General features: G+C 48.0%; 12 protein-coding genes. 6 read left to right on the forward strand and 6 right to left on the reverse strand.

Annotated elements, in window-relative coordinates; translation table 11 throughout:
- Positions 1 to 17 precede the first annotated feature (17 nt).
- Positions 18 to 872 (forward strand): sugar ABC transporter substrate-binding protein, encoded by an 855-nt coding sequence (locus tag L6H70_RS14870; protein WP_236334384.1) that lies wholly within the window; start codon positions 18 to 20, stop codon positions 870 to 872.
- 17 nt (positions 873 to 889) lie between these two features.
- Here L6H70_RS14870 and L6H70_RS14875 read toward each other — a convergent pair whose 3' ends face one another.
- Positions 890 to 1,702 (reverse strand): glycoside hydrolase family 16 protein, encoded by an 813-nt coding sequence (locus tag L6H70_RS14875; RefSeq protein WP_236334386.1) that lies wholly within the window; start codon positions 1,700 to 1,702, stop codon positions 890 to 892.
- 219 nt (positions 1,703 to 1,921) lie between these two features.
- Complete coding sequence (locus L6H70_RS14880) at positions 1,922 to 3,493, reverse strand: glycoside hydrolase family 43 protein (protein WP_236334388.1); 1,572 nt, start codon at positions 3,491 to 3,493, stop codon at positions 1,922 to 1,924.
- A 132-nt stretch (positions 3,494 to 3,625) separates the two neighbouring features.
- Between L6H70_RS14880 and L6H70_RS14885 the strand changes: the two genes are divergently transcribed.
- Positions 3,626 to 4,456 carry an AraC family transcriptional regulator gene (locus tag L6H70_RS14885; protein ID WP_236334391.1) on the forward strand — a complete coding sequence of 277 codons (831 nt, stop codon included), beginning with the start codon at positions 3,626 to 3,628 and terminating at the stop codon, positions 4,454 to 4,456.
- A gap of 234 nt (positions 4,457 to 4,690) precedes the next feature.
- Here L6H70_RS14885 and L6H70_RS14890 read toward each other — a convergent pair whose 3' ends face one another.
- Positions 4,691 to 5,851: a glycoside hydrolase family 27 protein gene (locus L6H70_RS14890; RefSeq protein WP_236334393.1), complete on the reverse strand. Its 1,161-nt coding sequence runs from the start codon at positions 5,849 to 5,851 to the stop codon at positions 4,691 to 4,693.
- A gap of 465 nt (positions 5,852 to 6,316) precedes the next feature.
- Here L6H70_RS14890 and L6H70_RS14895 point away from each other — a divergent pair, with 465 nt between their 5' ends.
- Genes L6H70_RS14895 through L6H70_RS14905 form a run of 3 tightly spaced genes read left to right on the forward strand, consistent with a single transcriptional unit; the run spans position 6,317 to position 10,027 of the window.
- The gene (locus L6H70_RS14895) at positions 6,317 to 7,231 is read left to right on the forward strand and encodes an ABC transporter permease subunit (RefSeq protein ID WP_236334395.1); all 915 of its coding nucleotides are present in this window, start codon (positions 6,317 to 6,319) and stop codon (positions 7,229 to 7,231) included.
- The gene (locus L6H70_RS14900; protein ID WP_236334398.1) at positions 7,228 to 8,196 is read left to right on the forward strand and encodes a carbohydrate ABC transporter permease; all 969 of its coding nucleotides are present in this window, start codon (positions 7,228 to 7,230) and stop codon (positions 8,194 to 8,196) included. Before L6H70_RS14895 ends, L6H70_RS14900 begins: the two co-directional genes overlap by 4 nt.
- Before the next feature lie 40 nt (positions 8,197 to 8,236).
- Positions 8,237 to 10,027 carry a type 2 periplasmic-binding domain-containing protein gene (locus L6H70_RS14905; protein ID WP_236334400.1) on the forward strand — a complete coding sequence of 597 codons (1,791 nt, stop codon included), beginning with the start codon at positions 8,237 to 8,239 and terminating at the stop codon, positions 10,025 to 10,027.
- A 155-nt stretch (positions 10,028 to 10,182) separates the two neighbouring features.
- Here L6H70_RS14905 and L6H70_RS14910 read toward each other — a convergent pair whose 3' ends face one another.
- Positions 10,183 to 10,971, reverse strand: coding sequence for an alpha/beta hydrolase (locus L6H70_RS14910; protein WP_236334402.1), 789 nt, complete (start codon positions 10,969 to 10,971; stop codon positions 10,183 to 10,185).
- Entirely contained in the window at positions 10,958 to 12,520 is a 1,563-nt protein-coding gene (locus L6H70_RS14915) for a carboxylesterase/lipase family protein (RefSeq protein WP_236334404.1), read from the reverse strand. The genes L6H70_RS14910 and L6H70_RS14915 overlap by 14 nt, the downstream gene beginning before the upstream one ends.
- Before the next feature lie 204 nt (positions 12,521 to 12,724).
- Here L6H70_RS14915 and L6H70_RS14920 point away from each other — a divergent pair, with 204 nt between their 5' ends.
- Positions 12,725 to 13,516, forward strand: a complete 792-nt coding sequence (locus tag L6H70_RS14920) for a helix-turn-helix transcriptional regulator (protein ID WP_236334406.1) — start codon at positions 12,725 to 12,727, stop codon at positions 13,514 to 13,516.
- Positions 13,517 to 13,648: 132 nt separating this feature from the next.
- Here L6H70_RS14920 and L6H70_RS14925 read toward each other — a convergent pair whose 3' ends face one another.
- Entirely contained in the window at positions 13,649 to 15,163 is a 1,515-nt protein-coding gene (locus L6H70_RS14925; RefSeq protein WP_236334408.1) for a glycoside hydrolase family 43 protein, read from the reverse strand.
- Between the last annotated feature and the right edge of the window lie 4 nt (positions 15,164 to 15,167).

The raw sequence follows: 15,167 nt of genomic DNA on the forward strand, positions 1-15,167 counted from the left end.
ACGACAGGCAGGAATTGATGGACATTATGCCTTCTCCTTCTGCCGAATTTGACAAACCGCCCCTTGTCTTTGGCATTATCTACCCGATGGTGAATCCAACCTATGAGACCATTACAGAGAATTCGGAGGCGGCCGCTACAGGCCACAACATCAAATTGCTGGTTCAAGCCCCGGATGAAGCCAATCTGGAACAGCAGATCCGGATCATGGAGATGATGATCAAGCAGGAAGTCGACGGAATTGCCATAGACCCTGTCGATTCCAAGGCCTTAATTCCGGTTATCAACAAGGCCGTTTCCAAGGGCATCCCTGTTATCTGCTTCGAATCCGATTCTCCCGACAGCAGGCGGGTTGCCTTTATTGGTGCAGACAATTACGAGACAGGAACCATTATAGGGCAGGCGGTTAATAGACTTCTAAACGGCAAAGGGATGGTTCTTGTGGAATCCGGCATGCCTCATATGTTCGGACTCAGCCAGCGGCTCGCGGGGCTCCAGGACTATTTGAAGGAGCAATCCGAAATAGATGTACTGGATATCCGCAACAACGATGGCAGTGAAGAAGGCGCGATGCGGCAGCTGGAGCAAATGATCAGTGCCCACCCGCATTTCAGTGCATTGATTAACCTCGATTTCGTTTCCAGCTCCAGCTCCATTCTGGTTTGGAAAGCCAAAGGTCTGAAGCGATACAACATTGCATTCGGCCTGACTCCTGCTGTAAAGGAATCGCAGGCAAATGGGCAGATCACCCGTATTATTTCCCAGAATGAACAGCACTGGGGGGAAGCTATTATCAGCACCCTGCTCTCGATAGCAAATGGTCAATCCGTACCGGAATTCGTCAATACGAAAATTGTGGAGATCCCTGAGTAGCAGGCTCGCACTGCTTACTAATCCCTTTGATAGAACCGGACATAATCGACCCGGAACTCGCTCGGATACACAGGCGCCGGCTTATCCCCGCTCTCCGGCTGCGGAATTTCATAAATGTTCAGCATCAGCTGCATGGGATAGTCCGGCGACTGCTTCGAGTGATGAATAAGCTCGTTATCGATGTAAAAACGGACCCCCTCCGCTGTCCAGTCTACTGCATAAATGTGAAACCGGCTGGCGTCGATAGGGAACTCCCGCTCGAAAAACTCCTCTTCGATGGCCGGATCCCCAAAAGGATGCAGGCCGAATCCGATGACCGACTTCTCCGTGTCTCCGCCATTCCAGCCTTTCTGCTCAAACACGCAGATCTCAGCTGACCGCTCCGGACGGTCCTCGAAACCGATCATCCAAAGGGCGCACAAATTATTGGGATGATATAGCCCCTTCGCCCGAAGCTCCAGATAGCCGTAATGAGGAGTAAACAACCTCTCCTCAGCCTGTTCTTCGCGGACCCGGCAGCTGCCCGAAAAACGGTGCTGGCCATACTCGCTGCCGAGCGGCCCGGAATAGACCCCGGTCTGGAGATTGCTGACCTTTATTCCTCCATTGAATTCGGGACTCCAGGGCTCCTGGTCTTCCGTAATTTGCAGGATCAGCTGGCTGTCCTCGAACCGGTAATTCGCCTGGGTCTTGGCACGGCTGCTCCATTGCGGCAGATAGAATGGGAGCCATTTGCTGCGGTTCAGGCTTCCCGAATCAAAATCATCCTCATAGACCAGCGTATACCCCGGCTTCTTCGTTTCATTTCTCGGAAAATCGTACCCCGGCATTGTTCACATCTCCTTTGCCTAATCTTCACCTGACCGTAAATGGTACAGGCCATTCTTAATTACCAAGCATAATTCAACTTTCCCTCTTGTACAATTATTTCCTTTTAGAATTCACCTTTACTTTTAGACAGAAAAAAAGGAACCTAAAGAGCTTCTATCCCCCTCCAGATTCCTCGTTTATTCCATATTCAGTTGTATTAGATAGGATGGGTATTCGCTTTAATATCCGCCATATTCAAACGAATCAAAATCTGCCACATTGTCAGAGGCTGTACCGTTACTTGTGCAATACATTCCTATGCAGCAGCCTACAAATCCTCCTGCCACCTCGGTACTCAAACTACTCGTATCTACATGTTCTGCAGCCAAATGATATTGATTACCGTCGGTACTGTAATAGAAGCTCAACTCCTGGCCTCTCGCAGCCATCTTTAAGTACAACCGCTGAGCATCAACATCGGCCTGCGCAACGTTGGTCTCCTGGCCATTGATACAGGTCACAACTCGTAAGACTTGCTTGTCATCATGCAGCACGCGCTCGAACCGGATATGAAACATTTCATTTTGAATGACAGCCAAACCTGCCGATTCATGGATGCTCCGCGCCTCAAACTCCATCACAGCCGCTGCTGCATAGTCAAAATGCTGTTGCCGCAGACAGACAAAGCTGAGATTATCCTGATCCTTGAACGTCTGGGGTTTTAGCTTTAGACGCAAGTATCCTTTACGTTCTGTCAATGAATATAAATCCGCCTTCGGATTTCTTAAGAACATCCACTTAAGTGCCAGCCTGTCACTGTCAAAATGGTCACAGCGCAATTGCGGCTCCACTGGAACCGGCGTCAATCCCATGACCCCCTGCTCCTCCAGAATTCCCCGGCCCTCATTGACTACAGGCCATCCGTCCTCCCAGATCACTGAAGCAAGGAATGTCTCCCGCCCCAAATTACTATAGCTGCCTCCATAAGGGCGTGAAGCGAGCATCACCATAAACCATTGACCGTCTTCACTCTGAACCAAATCGGCATGCCCTACATTAACTACCGGATAATGCTTGCCCAGATGACGATGCGTAATGATCGGGTTGTTCGGATTGCCGGTATAGCCCTCTGTCAGCTCCCGGCTGCGTGCAACGGTCACCGCGTGATTCGGTCCTGTTCCTCCCTCTGCAATCATTAAATAATAGAAACCATCTTTCTTGTACAGATGCGGCCCTTCCGGCCAAATCACATCTGTCATGGCTCCTTTCCAAAGTACATAGCTCTCACCTGCAAGCTCCATGGTCTCCAGGTTCAGTTCCTGAATCCATACTTCCCAGTTGCCGTCATATCGTACTCCGGTTGAGTTAGGCCTTGTACCCAAATAATAGGCTCTTCCGTCATCATCAAAGAAAATGGTAGGGTCAATCCCTATGGCTCCTTCAATAAAATAAGGTTCAGACCACGGCCCGGCAGGATTGGTTGCTGTCACAACGAAATTCCCGCCATGGGTTACATTAGTTGTGATCATATAGAACTTACCTTCATGATAACGTATCGTTGGGGCAAAAATCCCCGCGGAGTGCCTGGCTCCCTGTAAGTTCAATTGTGAAGGACGGTTAAGCACATTGCCGATCTGCTTCCAGTTCACAAGATCACGGCTTTGGAAAATCGGAACACCAGGAAAATAGGCAAATGTCGATGTCACCAAATAATAGTCATCCCCGACCCGGCATACTGACGGGTCCGGATAAAAACCAGGCATTATCGGATTAGTATAGGTAACTGAATGGTGATTACTAGCGGTTGTCATACTTTTTCATTCCCCCTCAAACAATCTATGAATTCAAAACAAGGATAGCGTTTACAAATTGGGATAATGGTATAATTGGGATATATCAAATACAGCTCTATGAACTTGATGCAAAGGATATAGGTGGAGCCTATGAAGTCAATGGATTACGGTTTCAGAGACGGTTCGATGTGTAAAGGAAACGGTTATAAACCTGTAAATTTGCACAAATGGGGGCCGGGTGTCCGCGATGTTTTTGCCTTGCACTATATTGTAAGCGGTAAGGGCTACTTGAGAACATGCCATACAACTTTTTCATTAACATCTGGCGAAAGTTTCGTTATATTTCCTGATACGGAAGTATACTATTATCCCGATCCGCAGGATCCGTGGGAGTATTATTGGATTGAATTTAACGGACTTAAGGCTTCACGCCTCCTGTCGATGATTCACATTGCACCTGATCATCCGGTATTGGAGGCATCGCCGCAGGATTTCAGACCACTCTTTCAGATGGTCAAAACAGCCGGAATGGAGCCGTTCGAACAGGAGCGTTCGGATGCAGGGCTGCATCTTTTGTTGTCCTATTACATGGAACACTACCCTAGTGACACAGCTTTTCTTAAAAAGGATTATGCCTTATCAGCAAGGGAATTCATTGAAATCAACTTTTGGAAGCCTTCATTATCAGTCCTGGACGTAGTCGAATTTGTGAACATTGAGCGCAGCTATTTGTTTCGCTTATTCAAGGAAGAGAACGGCATATCCATTTCCGGTTATCTGACTGCCTTCAGGATTCAGCGGGCCTGCGAATTATTGAAAAATACACAGTTATCCATCCAGTCATTGGCCTATTCGGTAGGCTACCAGGATCCTTTATATTTCTCAAAAGTATTCAAAAAAGCAACCTCATACACGCCGTCGGAATATAGAAAGGTCATCATGGAGCATCCTGCGGCAGCCAGTACTGATATTTCCGGCTGAACGGATGCGGTCAGGAGTCCTGCTTAGCGAAACAGCACACAATTCCCGGATTCCCGGAAATATTTGATCAATTTCTCAATGGGGCCGCGGCCGCATTTCAGCTGCTCGCCAAGACAGTCTATACACAGGAAATCTTGGGCATTTCGTGTAACAAGCTTAAGGTATATCGCTACATCATCCGTCATTAAGGGAACTCCGCAGGCTCTGCATGTCCTATTCATGTTCATGATCCCTTTACACTAATTTCGCCCGCACAATCAGGCAATCATGAGCCGGAACTACGGGAGCATATCTTTCTTTAAAGATACCTATTTCTTGATGCGTCCAGCAATCATACAACGACAGCGATTTTCCGGAAGCATAAGGTAGTCCGATATCCCAGAATTGCAGCGAGATTTCCCTTTGACCATCGCTTAAATTAAAGAAGCCGATAGCAACGTCTCCGTCAGTTAACACTTTCACCAGCATAAACACATCATCCGCATGAAACCATTGCGGTTCCGGCTTGATGCGATAAGCACCGCGGCCTTCCACATCCTGATTGATGGCAATCAAATCCCCGTTCATCAGAATATCCCTGGTTACCTGATTGGCTTTACGGATGTCGCTGCCAATCATCAGCGGAGATCCCATCATGCTCCATAACGAAAAATGGGTCTTGTACTCCACATCGCTGCAACCCCCGACCTGACTTCCGATAAAGTCGCTGTTGCTGCCTCCGTACATACCAACAACCAGCATATCCATATCATTATGGCAATAAGCTCCTGTATAACACGCTTTATCAAGCTGTGACAAAGCCAGACCCTTGATAGAATCCCAGCTATCCTGAATATCTCCTGTGGACCGGTACATATGGGCGCCTGACTCGCGGATCCAGTGATATACATTGTCCTCACCCCAATTGCATGCCGAGAACAGAATGTCTCTTCCGCAGTTTTTGAGTGCCAGACTCATCCGTTTGTACAGCAGCTCCCCTGAGATGTGTCTGGGCTTGAAGCAGTAATCATACTTCAAAAAGTCTACGCCCCATTCTGCCAGTAATTCGGCATCCTGGAATTCATGTTCAAAGCTTCCGGGATATCCTGCACAGGTATGTGTTCCTACACAAGAGTACATCCCAAACTTTAAACCCTTGGAATGGATATAATCTGCAAGCGCCTTCATTCCATTCGGGAATTTGACCGGATCGGCAACCAGCCTGCCATCCTTGTCCCTTTCCTTCAGGCTCCAGCAATCATCAATTACAATGTACTCATAACCCGCATCCTTATACCCCTCTGCAACCAGTGTATCGGCGGCTTCCCGGATAAGCTGTTCGTTAATATCCCATGTAAAGGTGTTCCAGGAATTCCACCCCATAGGTGGCGTCAAGCCGAGTTGTTGCTTGTTCATCAAAGTATTCATCCTTTCGTGTAACCCGTAGATTAAGTGTAAAAACAGATGCTTATTCTTTATGTATTTAATCATAGACGACTCTTTCGATCTATAGCTTGGCGTTGCTTTCACATGTACATTTGTTGCTTTTCTCCTGAAGAGCCGATCACTCTAATAAATTTAAATTATTCAATTTTATGTAAATTTTTAAGGGGTACAGCTGCACCTTAACGGTTTTATCTAATAATAGATCAATAAGTCGTGAGGATTGGTCATTGTTTGAAAGAAATCAATAACTTATTATAGTTGCATAGTTATGTAAGCGTTACCACCATGAAATGATAGGTGCAACATAACGTTAAAATTAGGCATCCGGCAAGGAGTCAATGTCTAAGGGAAGGAGGAGAGCATACCGGCCAGTAGGTTTTTAGGGCAGAGCAGCCCTGTTATAAACTCCAATTATACAAAGGGGGTAGAGAACCTATGCGTAGTCACAGCATGAGAAGCAATTCGATACGGAAATTCCTGTATATATCACCTTTTATGGTTTTACTGGCTGTCTTTGCATACTACCCGCTCTATGGATGGGTCTATGCATTCTTTGATTATATGCCGCCGATTCCGCTGTCCAAAGCGCCATTTGTCGGTTTCAAATGGTTTCATTCCTTGGTAGAAAACCAGGTGAAGGTCGATCAGCTGCTCCAGGTCATCAAAAACACCTTTGGCATTAGCGGGCTGAGTATTCTTTTCTCCTGGCTCCCCATGATCTTCGCTATTTTCCTGACAGAGATCAAAGCCGTCCGTTTCCGCAAATTTATCCAGACTGTAACTACCCTACCGAACTTTATCAGCTGGGTACTGGTCTATTCCCTGGCATTCTCCATGTTCTCCAGTGAAGGCGTCGTCAACGGATTTTTGAGCCAGATGGGGCTTATTGATTCTCCTGTACTCTTCCTTCAGAACTCAGAACATGTTTGGATTACGATGTGGGTATGGATCACCTGGAAATCACTCGGTTGGTCGGCCATCTTGTATATTGCGGCAATTATGGGGATTGATGAGTCTCTTTATGAAGCCGCTTATGTTGACGGTGCTACAAGAATGCAGGTCATCCGGCATGTGGTTTTGCCAAGTATGCTGCCGACTTATTTTGTACTGTTAATGCTCCAAATTGCCAGCTTCCTGAACAATGGATTGGAGCAATATTTTGTGTTCCAGAATGCCTTCAACAAAGACACCATACAAGTATTGGATTTATATGTGTACAATCTGGCCATGGGGGGCGGGAGCTATTCCGTTTCCGTTGCGATCAGTATGCTGAAAAGCCTGATTAGTGTTGCGCTGCTCTTTTCCGTAAACGGACTGTCCAAATTGTTAAGAGGAGAGGGCATCGTATGAGTGACCACCAGACAGAGCTGGCGCCGAATGCCAAGAAAAGCAACAGCCGCATCTCCAAAAAAATTAAAATGCAGGTCAGTCCAACCGACAAAGTGATTTCTGCTGTGATCTATGTCCTGTTTTCTCTCTTTGCATTTATATGCGTATATCCGTTCTACTCCATCATCATCAATACCATAAGCGCCAACGATCTCAGTGCCAAAGGCGAAATTGCATTTTGGCCGAAGGGAATCCATTTCCAGAACTATGTTGACGTATTTAAAATACCGGGTCTGTGGAATGCATTTGTCATTTCTTTGGGGAGAACGGTAATAGGCACACTTTTGACGGTCGGGGCCTCCGCCTTTTTGGGATTCATGTTTGCCCAGGAGGATATGTGGGGGAAAAAATTCTGGTACCGGTTTACCATTATTACGATGTTCTTCAACGCTGGTATTATCCCATGGTATTTGACCATGAGATCCCTGCACCTCACCAACAGTTTCCTGGCCTACGTACTGCCGTCCATCGTAGCTCCCTTTTTCATCATCCTAGTGAAGACATTTGTGGAATCCACACCGAAGGAATTGCAACAGGCAGCCAGTATTGACGGTGCCGGGATTATAACGATCTTTTACAAGGTCATCCTGCCTATCAGCAAGCCGATACTCGCGACTGTCGCCATATTCTCGGCAGTGAACCAATGGAACTCCTTTCAGGATACGCTATTGCTGGTTACAGACACCAAATTGTACAGTTTGCAGTTTATTCTGTATAACTACATCAATCAGGCCAGTTCCTTATCCACCATGGTCAATCTGCAAAATGCCGGTTCCACCGCCATGGCCAGTCTGTCCACCAAGCAAACCACCACATCGATTCGCATGACCGTTACGATCATTGTTGTCGCGCCTATTTTGCTGGTGTATCCGATTTTCCAGAGATTTTTCGTAAAAGGAATTATCATTGGTGCAGTCAAAGGTTAATTGGCACATGATGATAAATTAATCATTTGGGGGGCTGTAAATGAGTAAAAACATTAAGCTGGCGAAACAATCCTCAATGTGGCTTGGCACTGCTATACTTCTGTTAACAACTGCATTAAGCGGGTGCAGCAGCAATTCCAACAATGCAAGTACAGCAACACAGTCGCCTGATGCAGGTACAGCAACCGAGTCATCTACTCCGGCTACAGGAATCGACCACAGCAAACCGCTGACCATTACCGTGTTTGACAACGCGGCAAATTATCAGGGGGAGCAGACCGGATGGTATGGCAAACTGATTAAAGACAAGTTCAATATCACCCTAAATATTCTGTCTCCTCAGGTTGCTGGCGATCAGCTGTACAAGACAAGGTCGGCATCGGGAGATCTGGGAGACCTCCTGATTATTGATAACAGCCAGCTGGAGGAACTCATTCCGGCAGGTATGATTATGGATATCACCGATAAGATCAAAAATACGGAGTACCTGTCCAAATATGTGGACAATCACTTCAAGCCTTTCAATGCGGCATTCGAAAGCATCAATCCGGATGGCAAGATTTATGCGCTGCCGACCTTTACATCCGATACTTCCCCGACAACATTCTCGGAAGAACTCCCCTACTCCAGTCCGCTTATGCCTTGGGATTATTACAAGGGAATAGGGGCTCCCAAGCTGAACAATCTGACTGATCTTCTGAATGCACTGAAGCAGATGCAGGAGAAATATCCCAAGACACCGGACGGTAAGCCGATCGTTCCTATTACCTTGTGGAAGGACTGGGACAACGGAAGTATGGAAAATGTACGCTGGCTCAGTAACTGGTACGGTTATGAACAGCCAGACGGAACCTCAACCTTACAGCTAAATGCAAAAGGCGATATTGTTCCGCTTGTTGACGATAACAGTATGTACAAGAAAATCCTTAAGTTCTATTATGACGCCAATCAAATGGGGCTGGTTGACCCTGATTCGCCATCCCAGGACTGGAATAAGGTCTCTGAGAAGCTGACTAATAAACAGGTTCTGCTCTTATGGTATTCATGGGAAAGAGGCTTCTACAATACGATTGAAAGAGGCAATAAAGGCGACGGTAATGTGGCCATTCCGATCGCCGACACCCATATTATCCAGAATAGTGATGCTTACTTCGGGAACGGAAGAGTATTTGCAGTGGGTTCAAAGGCAAAAAATCCAGAAAGAATCATTGAGTTCATGGATTGGCTGGCCTCTCCTGAAGGACTGCGCTACTATACCAATGGATTCGAAGGCTTCAATTATGAAAAGACGGCAGATGGCAAGTTCAAGCTGACTGAAGTAGGACAAACGGCCTTCCAAGACAATACTCCTGTTCCTGAAGAGTACGGCGGCGGCGGATACCAGGATGGCCAAAGCAAGCTCAACACTATGATCATGAGCGATTTTGTAATAGATCCGGATACGAAGGAATTCTATAACAATACCTATTGGAGCTCAACCATAGAAGCGAACAAGACCGTTCTGACTACAGAGTGGCAGAAGACATATAATGCAATCACTCCGACCGAATACTATCAGAAAAACAATATGATCGATATCGTGCCAAATATTAATACAAGTCTCGGGTCGGATTCCTCGGATATTAAGAATAAACGGAGCCAGATCTCGGATTATGTGAAGAACACATCCTGGAAAATGATATTCGCCAAGGATCAGGCAGAATTCGATAAGCTCTGGACCAAGCTGAAGAGCGATGTAACCGGTCTCGGCTGGAATGATGTCTTTGCCGTAGATACGGAAAGAGCACAAAAAATCGTTAAAATGCGTGCCGATGCCGTCGCCAATAAGTAGTTCATTGTCACAATAAACACTAGCGTATAGCCTGCTCATCTAAATTCATATTCTTCAAAAATAAAGGACGTTCCCGGCAGCCATAATGGTCTGCCGGGAACGCCCTTTTTCGTTTTATATACGGCTGCAGGCAGCGGATACCCTGGAGCCGTCAGCTAAAAAATAAGCTTGGAGAACTGATATAAGCCGTTCTTCCAGACCGGCCAATCATGGTCGCCGTTTTCCTCCACCCAGATATGAGGCACGGAATGCTGCGACAAATACGCATGCGTCCGGTCGCTGACATGCTTAAGATTGTCCAGATCCCCGCAAGATAACCATAGCAGGCTGAGTTGCTCTGCGCTCTTCTGAGGCTCCGGAAGCAACTGCTCAGGCAGCTTCGTATTGGGAGCCGGAGAGAACGCCCCGATCCAGGCGAACCGGTCCAGATTGTTCAGGCCGATATTCAGGGTTTGCCCCCCGCCCATGGATAACCCCGCAATGGCACGGTGCATCCGGTCCGTAAGGACCGGATAATTCGCTTCAATATAAGGGATAAGATCTTCGAGCAAATCCGTTTCGAAGGTTTCGAAGGCCTGTATCTTGTCGGGAGCAAAAATATCTCCTTCCGCCCGGTCATTCCGCATCGCCCGCCCGTTCGGAAGGACCACAATCATTGGCTTCAGCATCTGCTCCGCGTACAGATTGTCCAGAATGATCTGGGGTTTGCCGTGATTGTACCACTCAGTCTCATCCCCGCCGATCCCATGCAGCAGATACAAGACACTGTATTCCTGCCCGGCGGAATAGCCGGGCGGCGTATATACCATCGCCTTCCGGGTATTGCCTACCGTTCTGGAAGGATATTCTATCGTACGGATCGTTCCCCGGGCAATGCCTTCCTTCTCCTTGTCATATCCGGCCGGTGCTGTCTGCATCTTATAATCCTGCTTACTCCCGTTCATTTCCGTTCATTCCTCTCTCCTCTATGATTGGATTACGCTTGAAATATTGCTCGACCAGAAATTGCATAACCTCAACCGGCGGCTCCTCCACCCCTTCTGCCTTGTCCGCGAAAACCATGCCGTAAGGTGCTTCCTGCGTACATGGTTTCCATAGCGGCAGCTGCTCACCAGTGGAATCCTTGCCGTTCGGATCGCCTGTGCCAATGAAATAGGCAAGATAATTGCACATCTGGCGGGCAAGATCATAATGCTTGCCCACAAAAGGCCGCCAGCATTTGGCCAGCGTTTCGAAGTGGAACCACAGATCCACCGAATGGAAGGTTCCGGGGTCATCCCAGCCCGGAATGTCGGCATCAAATGTGTAATAGTACATCGGAACACCGCTGCCGGAATTACTGTTGGCCTTAATGGCAACACGGACCGCATATTCTATATTGTTCACGGAAGCCTTTTGGAGCAATTCCTCCAGATTTCCTGTCTCTACGGCGCATAGCTTAAGATATTCTTCGGCTTCCCCGCCAAACATTTCTGCAGCCATGGCTTTGAATTCCTCCACGCTGCCGGCGCCTGGAACACTGATAAATTCGGAAGCGGTATTCCCCAGCATGACCGGCACTTTGTGGTGCTGCCCCTTCAAAAGAAGCTCATAAGGATCACCGGGACAGTACATCTGGTCTATTACCGTTCCCCAGAAGCTGCCGTATTCCAGCATTTTATCGCGGATATATACAGCCTCCAGCTTGCGGGCCTCTTCCAGCGTAGACACCCCCATAAATTCAAAGAAGGCTGCCCCCTCCTCCTCAGCCTGCCTGAGGGTACGGTCCAGCGGAGGCATGGGGTTGTTCGGATACAGCGGGGTAAAGAGGCCGCTCATAATCACGGCCCGCTGAAACAATCCATCATTCTGCGGCGAGATCAGTTGGCTCAGCACACTTGCGCCACCGGCCGATTGTCCTCCTATTGTGATTTGATCCGGGTCTCCGCCAAAAGCAGCGATATTACGTTTCACCCACTGCGTGCCCGCCTGCTGATCCAGATGTCCGAAATTCGCTGGAGCATCGGGGGATTCGGCAGTGATCTCGGGATGGCTCAGAAAGCCAAACACGTTCAGCCGGTAATTGATGGTCACAACAACAATCCCCCTGCGGGCAATGCGTTCGCCGTCAAACTCCATTTCAGCCGTATGGCCAACCTGAAGTCCTCCGCCAAAATACCATACAAAGACAGGGAGCTTCTCATCTGCGCTGAGAGCCGGTGTCCAGACATTCAGATACAGGCAATCCTCATCCATGGGCAGATCCGGATCGACCGCCCACTCGCGGGTATAGATATTATTCACATCTATGACCGTCGGAGCCTGCATTGAAATTGGGGCAAATTCAAACGCTTTCAATTTTCCGTTCCAGTTTTGGACAGGCTGGGGAGCACGCCAGCGGTTCTCCGCTACAGGCGGGGCTGCAAACGGAATCCCCTTAAAGCTGGTAATACGCGGATCTGCCGCCGGCAGTCCTTGAACAATACCATTTTCAACACGCACTTCTCTTAACATCCCGTTACTCCTCTCTGAATATCAGCACATCATACTTCTTCATTATTGATATTTTATAATGACCGGATACTCGCATATCAAAAATAAAATTCATAAGCATTTCCAAAAACCCTTGATTTACACTATAATTATAGAAAAATGGTGAATCCCAAACAATGATATATCCAGTCCAATAGTTGATGTATCCAAAGAAAGGAGAAGCTGATGCCCAAGATCCACTATGTCGAATTTGACGCTACTCATCCTGACGATTTTGTGTTCAGTATACCCGAGGGCCATGATGCCTGGCTTCTGGTGCTCACACAAACTGCGGCGTTGTTTGAAGTGAACGGAGAATTAAAAGAATTTCCGGCCCACTCTGCTATTCTTTATCCTCCTAAGCACACTATCTATTACCGTGCTTGTTCCAATAAGTACGTTAACGACTGGGTCCGTTTCGATGCGGACGAATCCTATATTACAGAAACCACTTTGCCTGTTGGTGTTCCCTTCTCGCTTCCAGACCCCGGCTATTGCCATCAGCTGTTTCAGCTGCTGACCTATGAGCATACTTTTCAGAATGACTACCGGGAGCTTTCCATTGACTACCTGTTTAGATTAATCTTCAATAAGCTGTGCGAAGCGTCCCAAGACAAGCTAAGCCCGCAATATTATAATCTTCTGAACTTGCGCAAGACTCTTTACAATAACCCCGGCCATCCTTGGACCGTTTCATTAATGGCAGAGCATCTGCATATCAGCGCAGGCTATCTGCAAACGATATACAAATCTACCTTCGGTATCTCCTGCATGGAGGATGTCATTCATTGCCGAATTCGGCTGGCCAAGGAAAAGCTTGGCTTTGGTCCGCATAAAATTGCCGAGGTCGCAACGCTTTGCGGTTATGCAAATGTAGAGCATTTCTGCAGACAGTTTCGGCAGCTTACGGGTTACTCCCCCAAGGCTTACCGGGAAACCCTCGCCTCCAAAGAGCCAAAGATTCCGGCAGAACCTTAGAGGCGCCAGACCCTAACTCCAGAACCAGAGTCTTAAGCAGTTTATCTCTAATGCAAAGGGCGGTCCATACGCGGCCGCCCTTTTTGTTGTACTTTGTGGCATAGTTAGCTCTGTACGTCTGCAGACCTAGCCCTAATTCCGCCTATGATAATGAAAATAATCGAAATCCGCATAACCGCCAGACTGATGAGTCGCATAATTAAACAGTCCAATTCTGTATCCCATAAAATGATCCAGCGTGTACTTCATATGCAGCATCCGGCCGATGGGCTTCCATGCTGTCCCGTCTTCCGAATAGAAGAACTGTGCCTGGTCGAGGCTATCCTCAAAATTGAAGTCAATTTTGAGATAAACCCGCTCACCGGTATACACGATACTCTCCACCGTCTCCTCGCGGCCTTCGCCGCCGTTAACACACATGTCAATGCTGAACTGTCCCGGCTTCCCGGCTGCAACCCTTATCGTGCCAAACCCATTCTGCAGGGCAACCAATCCTGCCCGGTCACCGGGCTTCATCCCCGAAGTCTCTACCACTGTCTCCGCGCTGCAGGCCGGACCTTCCGTACGTTGCGTCAGCGTATTGCGTGCAAATAGAATGCTGTCTGTTAATGGACCCGTGCGGAGGCGCAGATGGCCCGGCCGCTCTGTTACAGACCACAGCCCATTGTCAGGATTATGGTTCCACTGCCAGTTCAGGGCCAGGCGGTTGGCCGCATAGTCGAACTCATCGCTGATTACCAGAGGCTTCGGTTCCGCAACAGGAAGCTTTGTCTCAACCACTCGGGGAATGGAGCCATTAATCCCGATAACCGGCCAATCGTTCTCCCAGCTCACAGGAAGCACACAGGGAACCCGCCCCACAGCATCATGATCCTGGAACAGCACAGCATACCAATCATGATCCGGGGTATCGACAATGCCGCCTTGCGCCACACCTTTGTTATGGTAGCCCAGATCATCATCCAGAATAAGTTCCCGTTCATAGGGACCCAGAATCTCCCGCGAGCGGTAGCAGATTTGACGTCTGCGCATATTTCCGGTTTGCGGCCATTCAATAAAGAACAAATAGTAATAACCGTTCAGCTTATACGCATGACAGCCCTCGATCCGCAGACCGATGTCTTTCCTTTCGCCTTCGAGCAGCAGTTGATCGGTCCCACCCGGCTTCACAGCTGTAAGATCTTCCGTCAGCTCCTTAATAAGGATATCCCCATTACCGTAGATCACATAGTTGCGGCCGTTGTCATCCAGCAGCAAGCCCGGGTCATGGTGAAGTCCCGGTATCACCGAGCGCTCCCATATTCCATGTTCAATATCCTCCGTGCGGTAGATATAGAACCGGTCCATGTCATTGGATGAAAAACAAACGTAGAATACCCCGTCCTTGTAACGGAGAGATGCCGCCCATGAACCGTTTCCATAAATACCTCTTCCGTCCAGAAGCTGGTGGGCATCATTATCCTCAAAGGTTTCATATACATAATTTACAATTTCCCAATCCTTCAGGTTCACCGATTTCATAATCGGACAGCCCGGCATGGAATGCATACTTGTGCTGACCATATAGAATGCAGGGCCGACCCGGATTACGTCAACATCCGGAACATCCGCCCACATAATGGGATTAGTAAGCGTAGCGGTATTCACTGTA

The sequence above is a fragment of the Paenibacillus auburnensis genome (assembly GCF_927798115.1).
Classification (GTDB): domain Bacteria; phylum Bacillota; class Bacilli; order Paenibacillales; family Paenibacillaceae; genus Paenibacillus_AQ; species Paenibacillus_AQ auburnensis.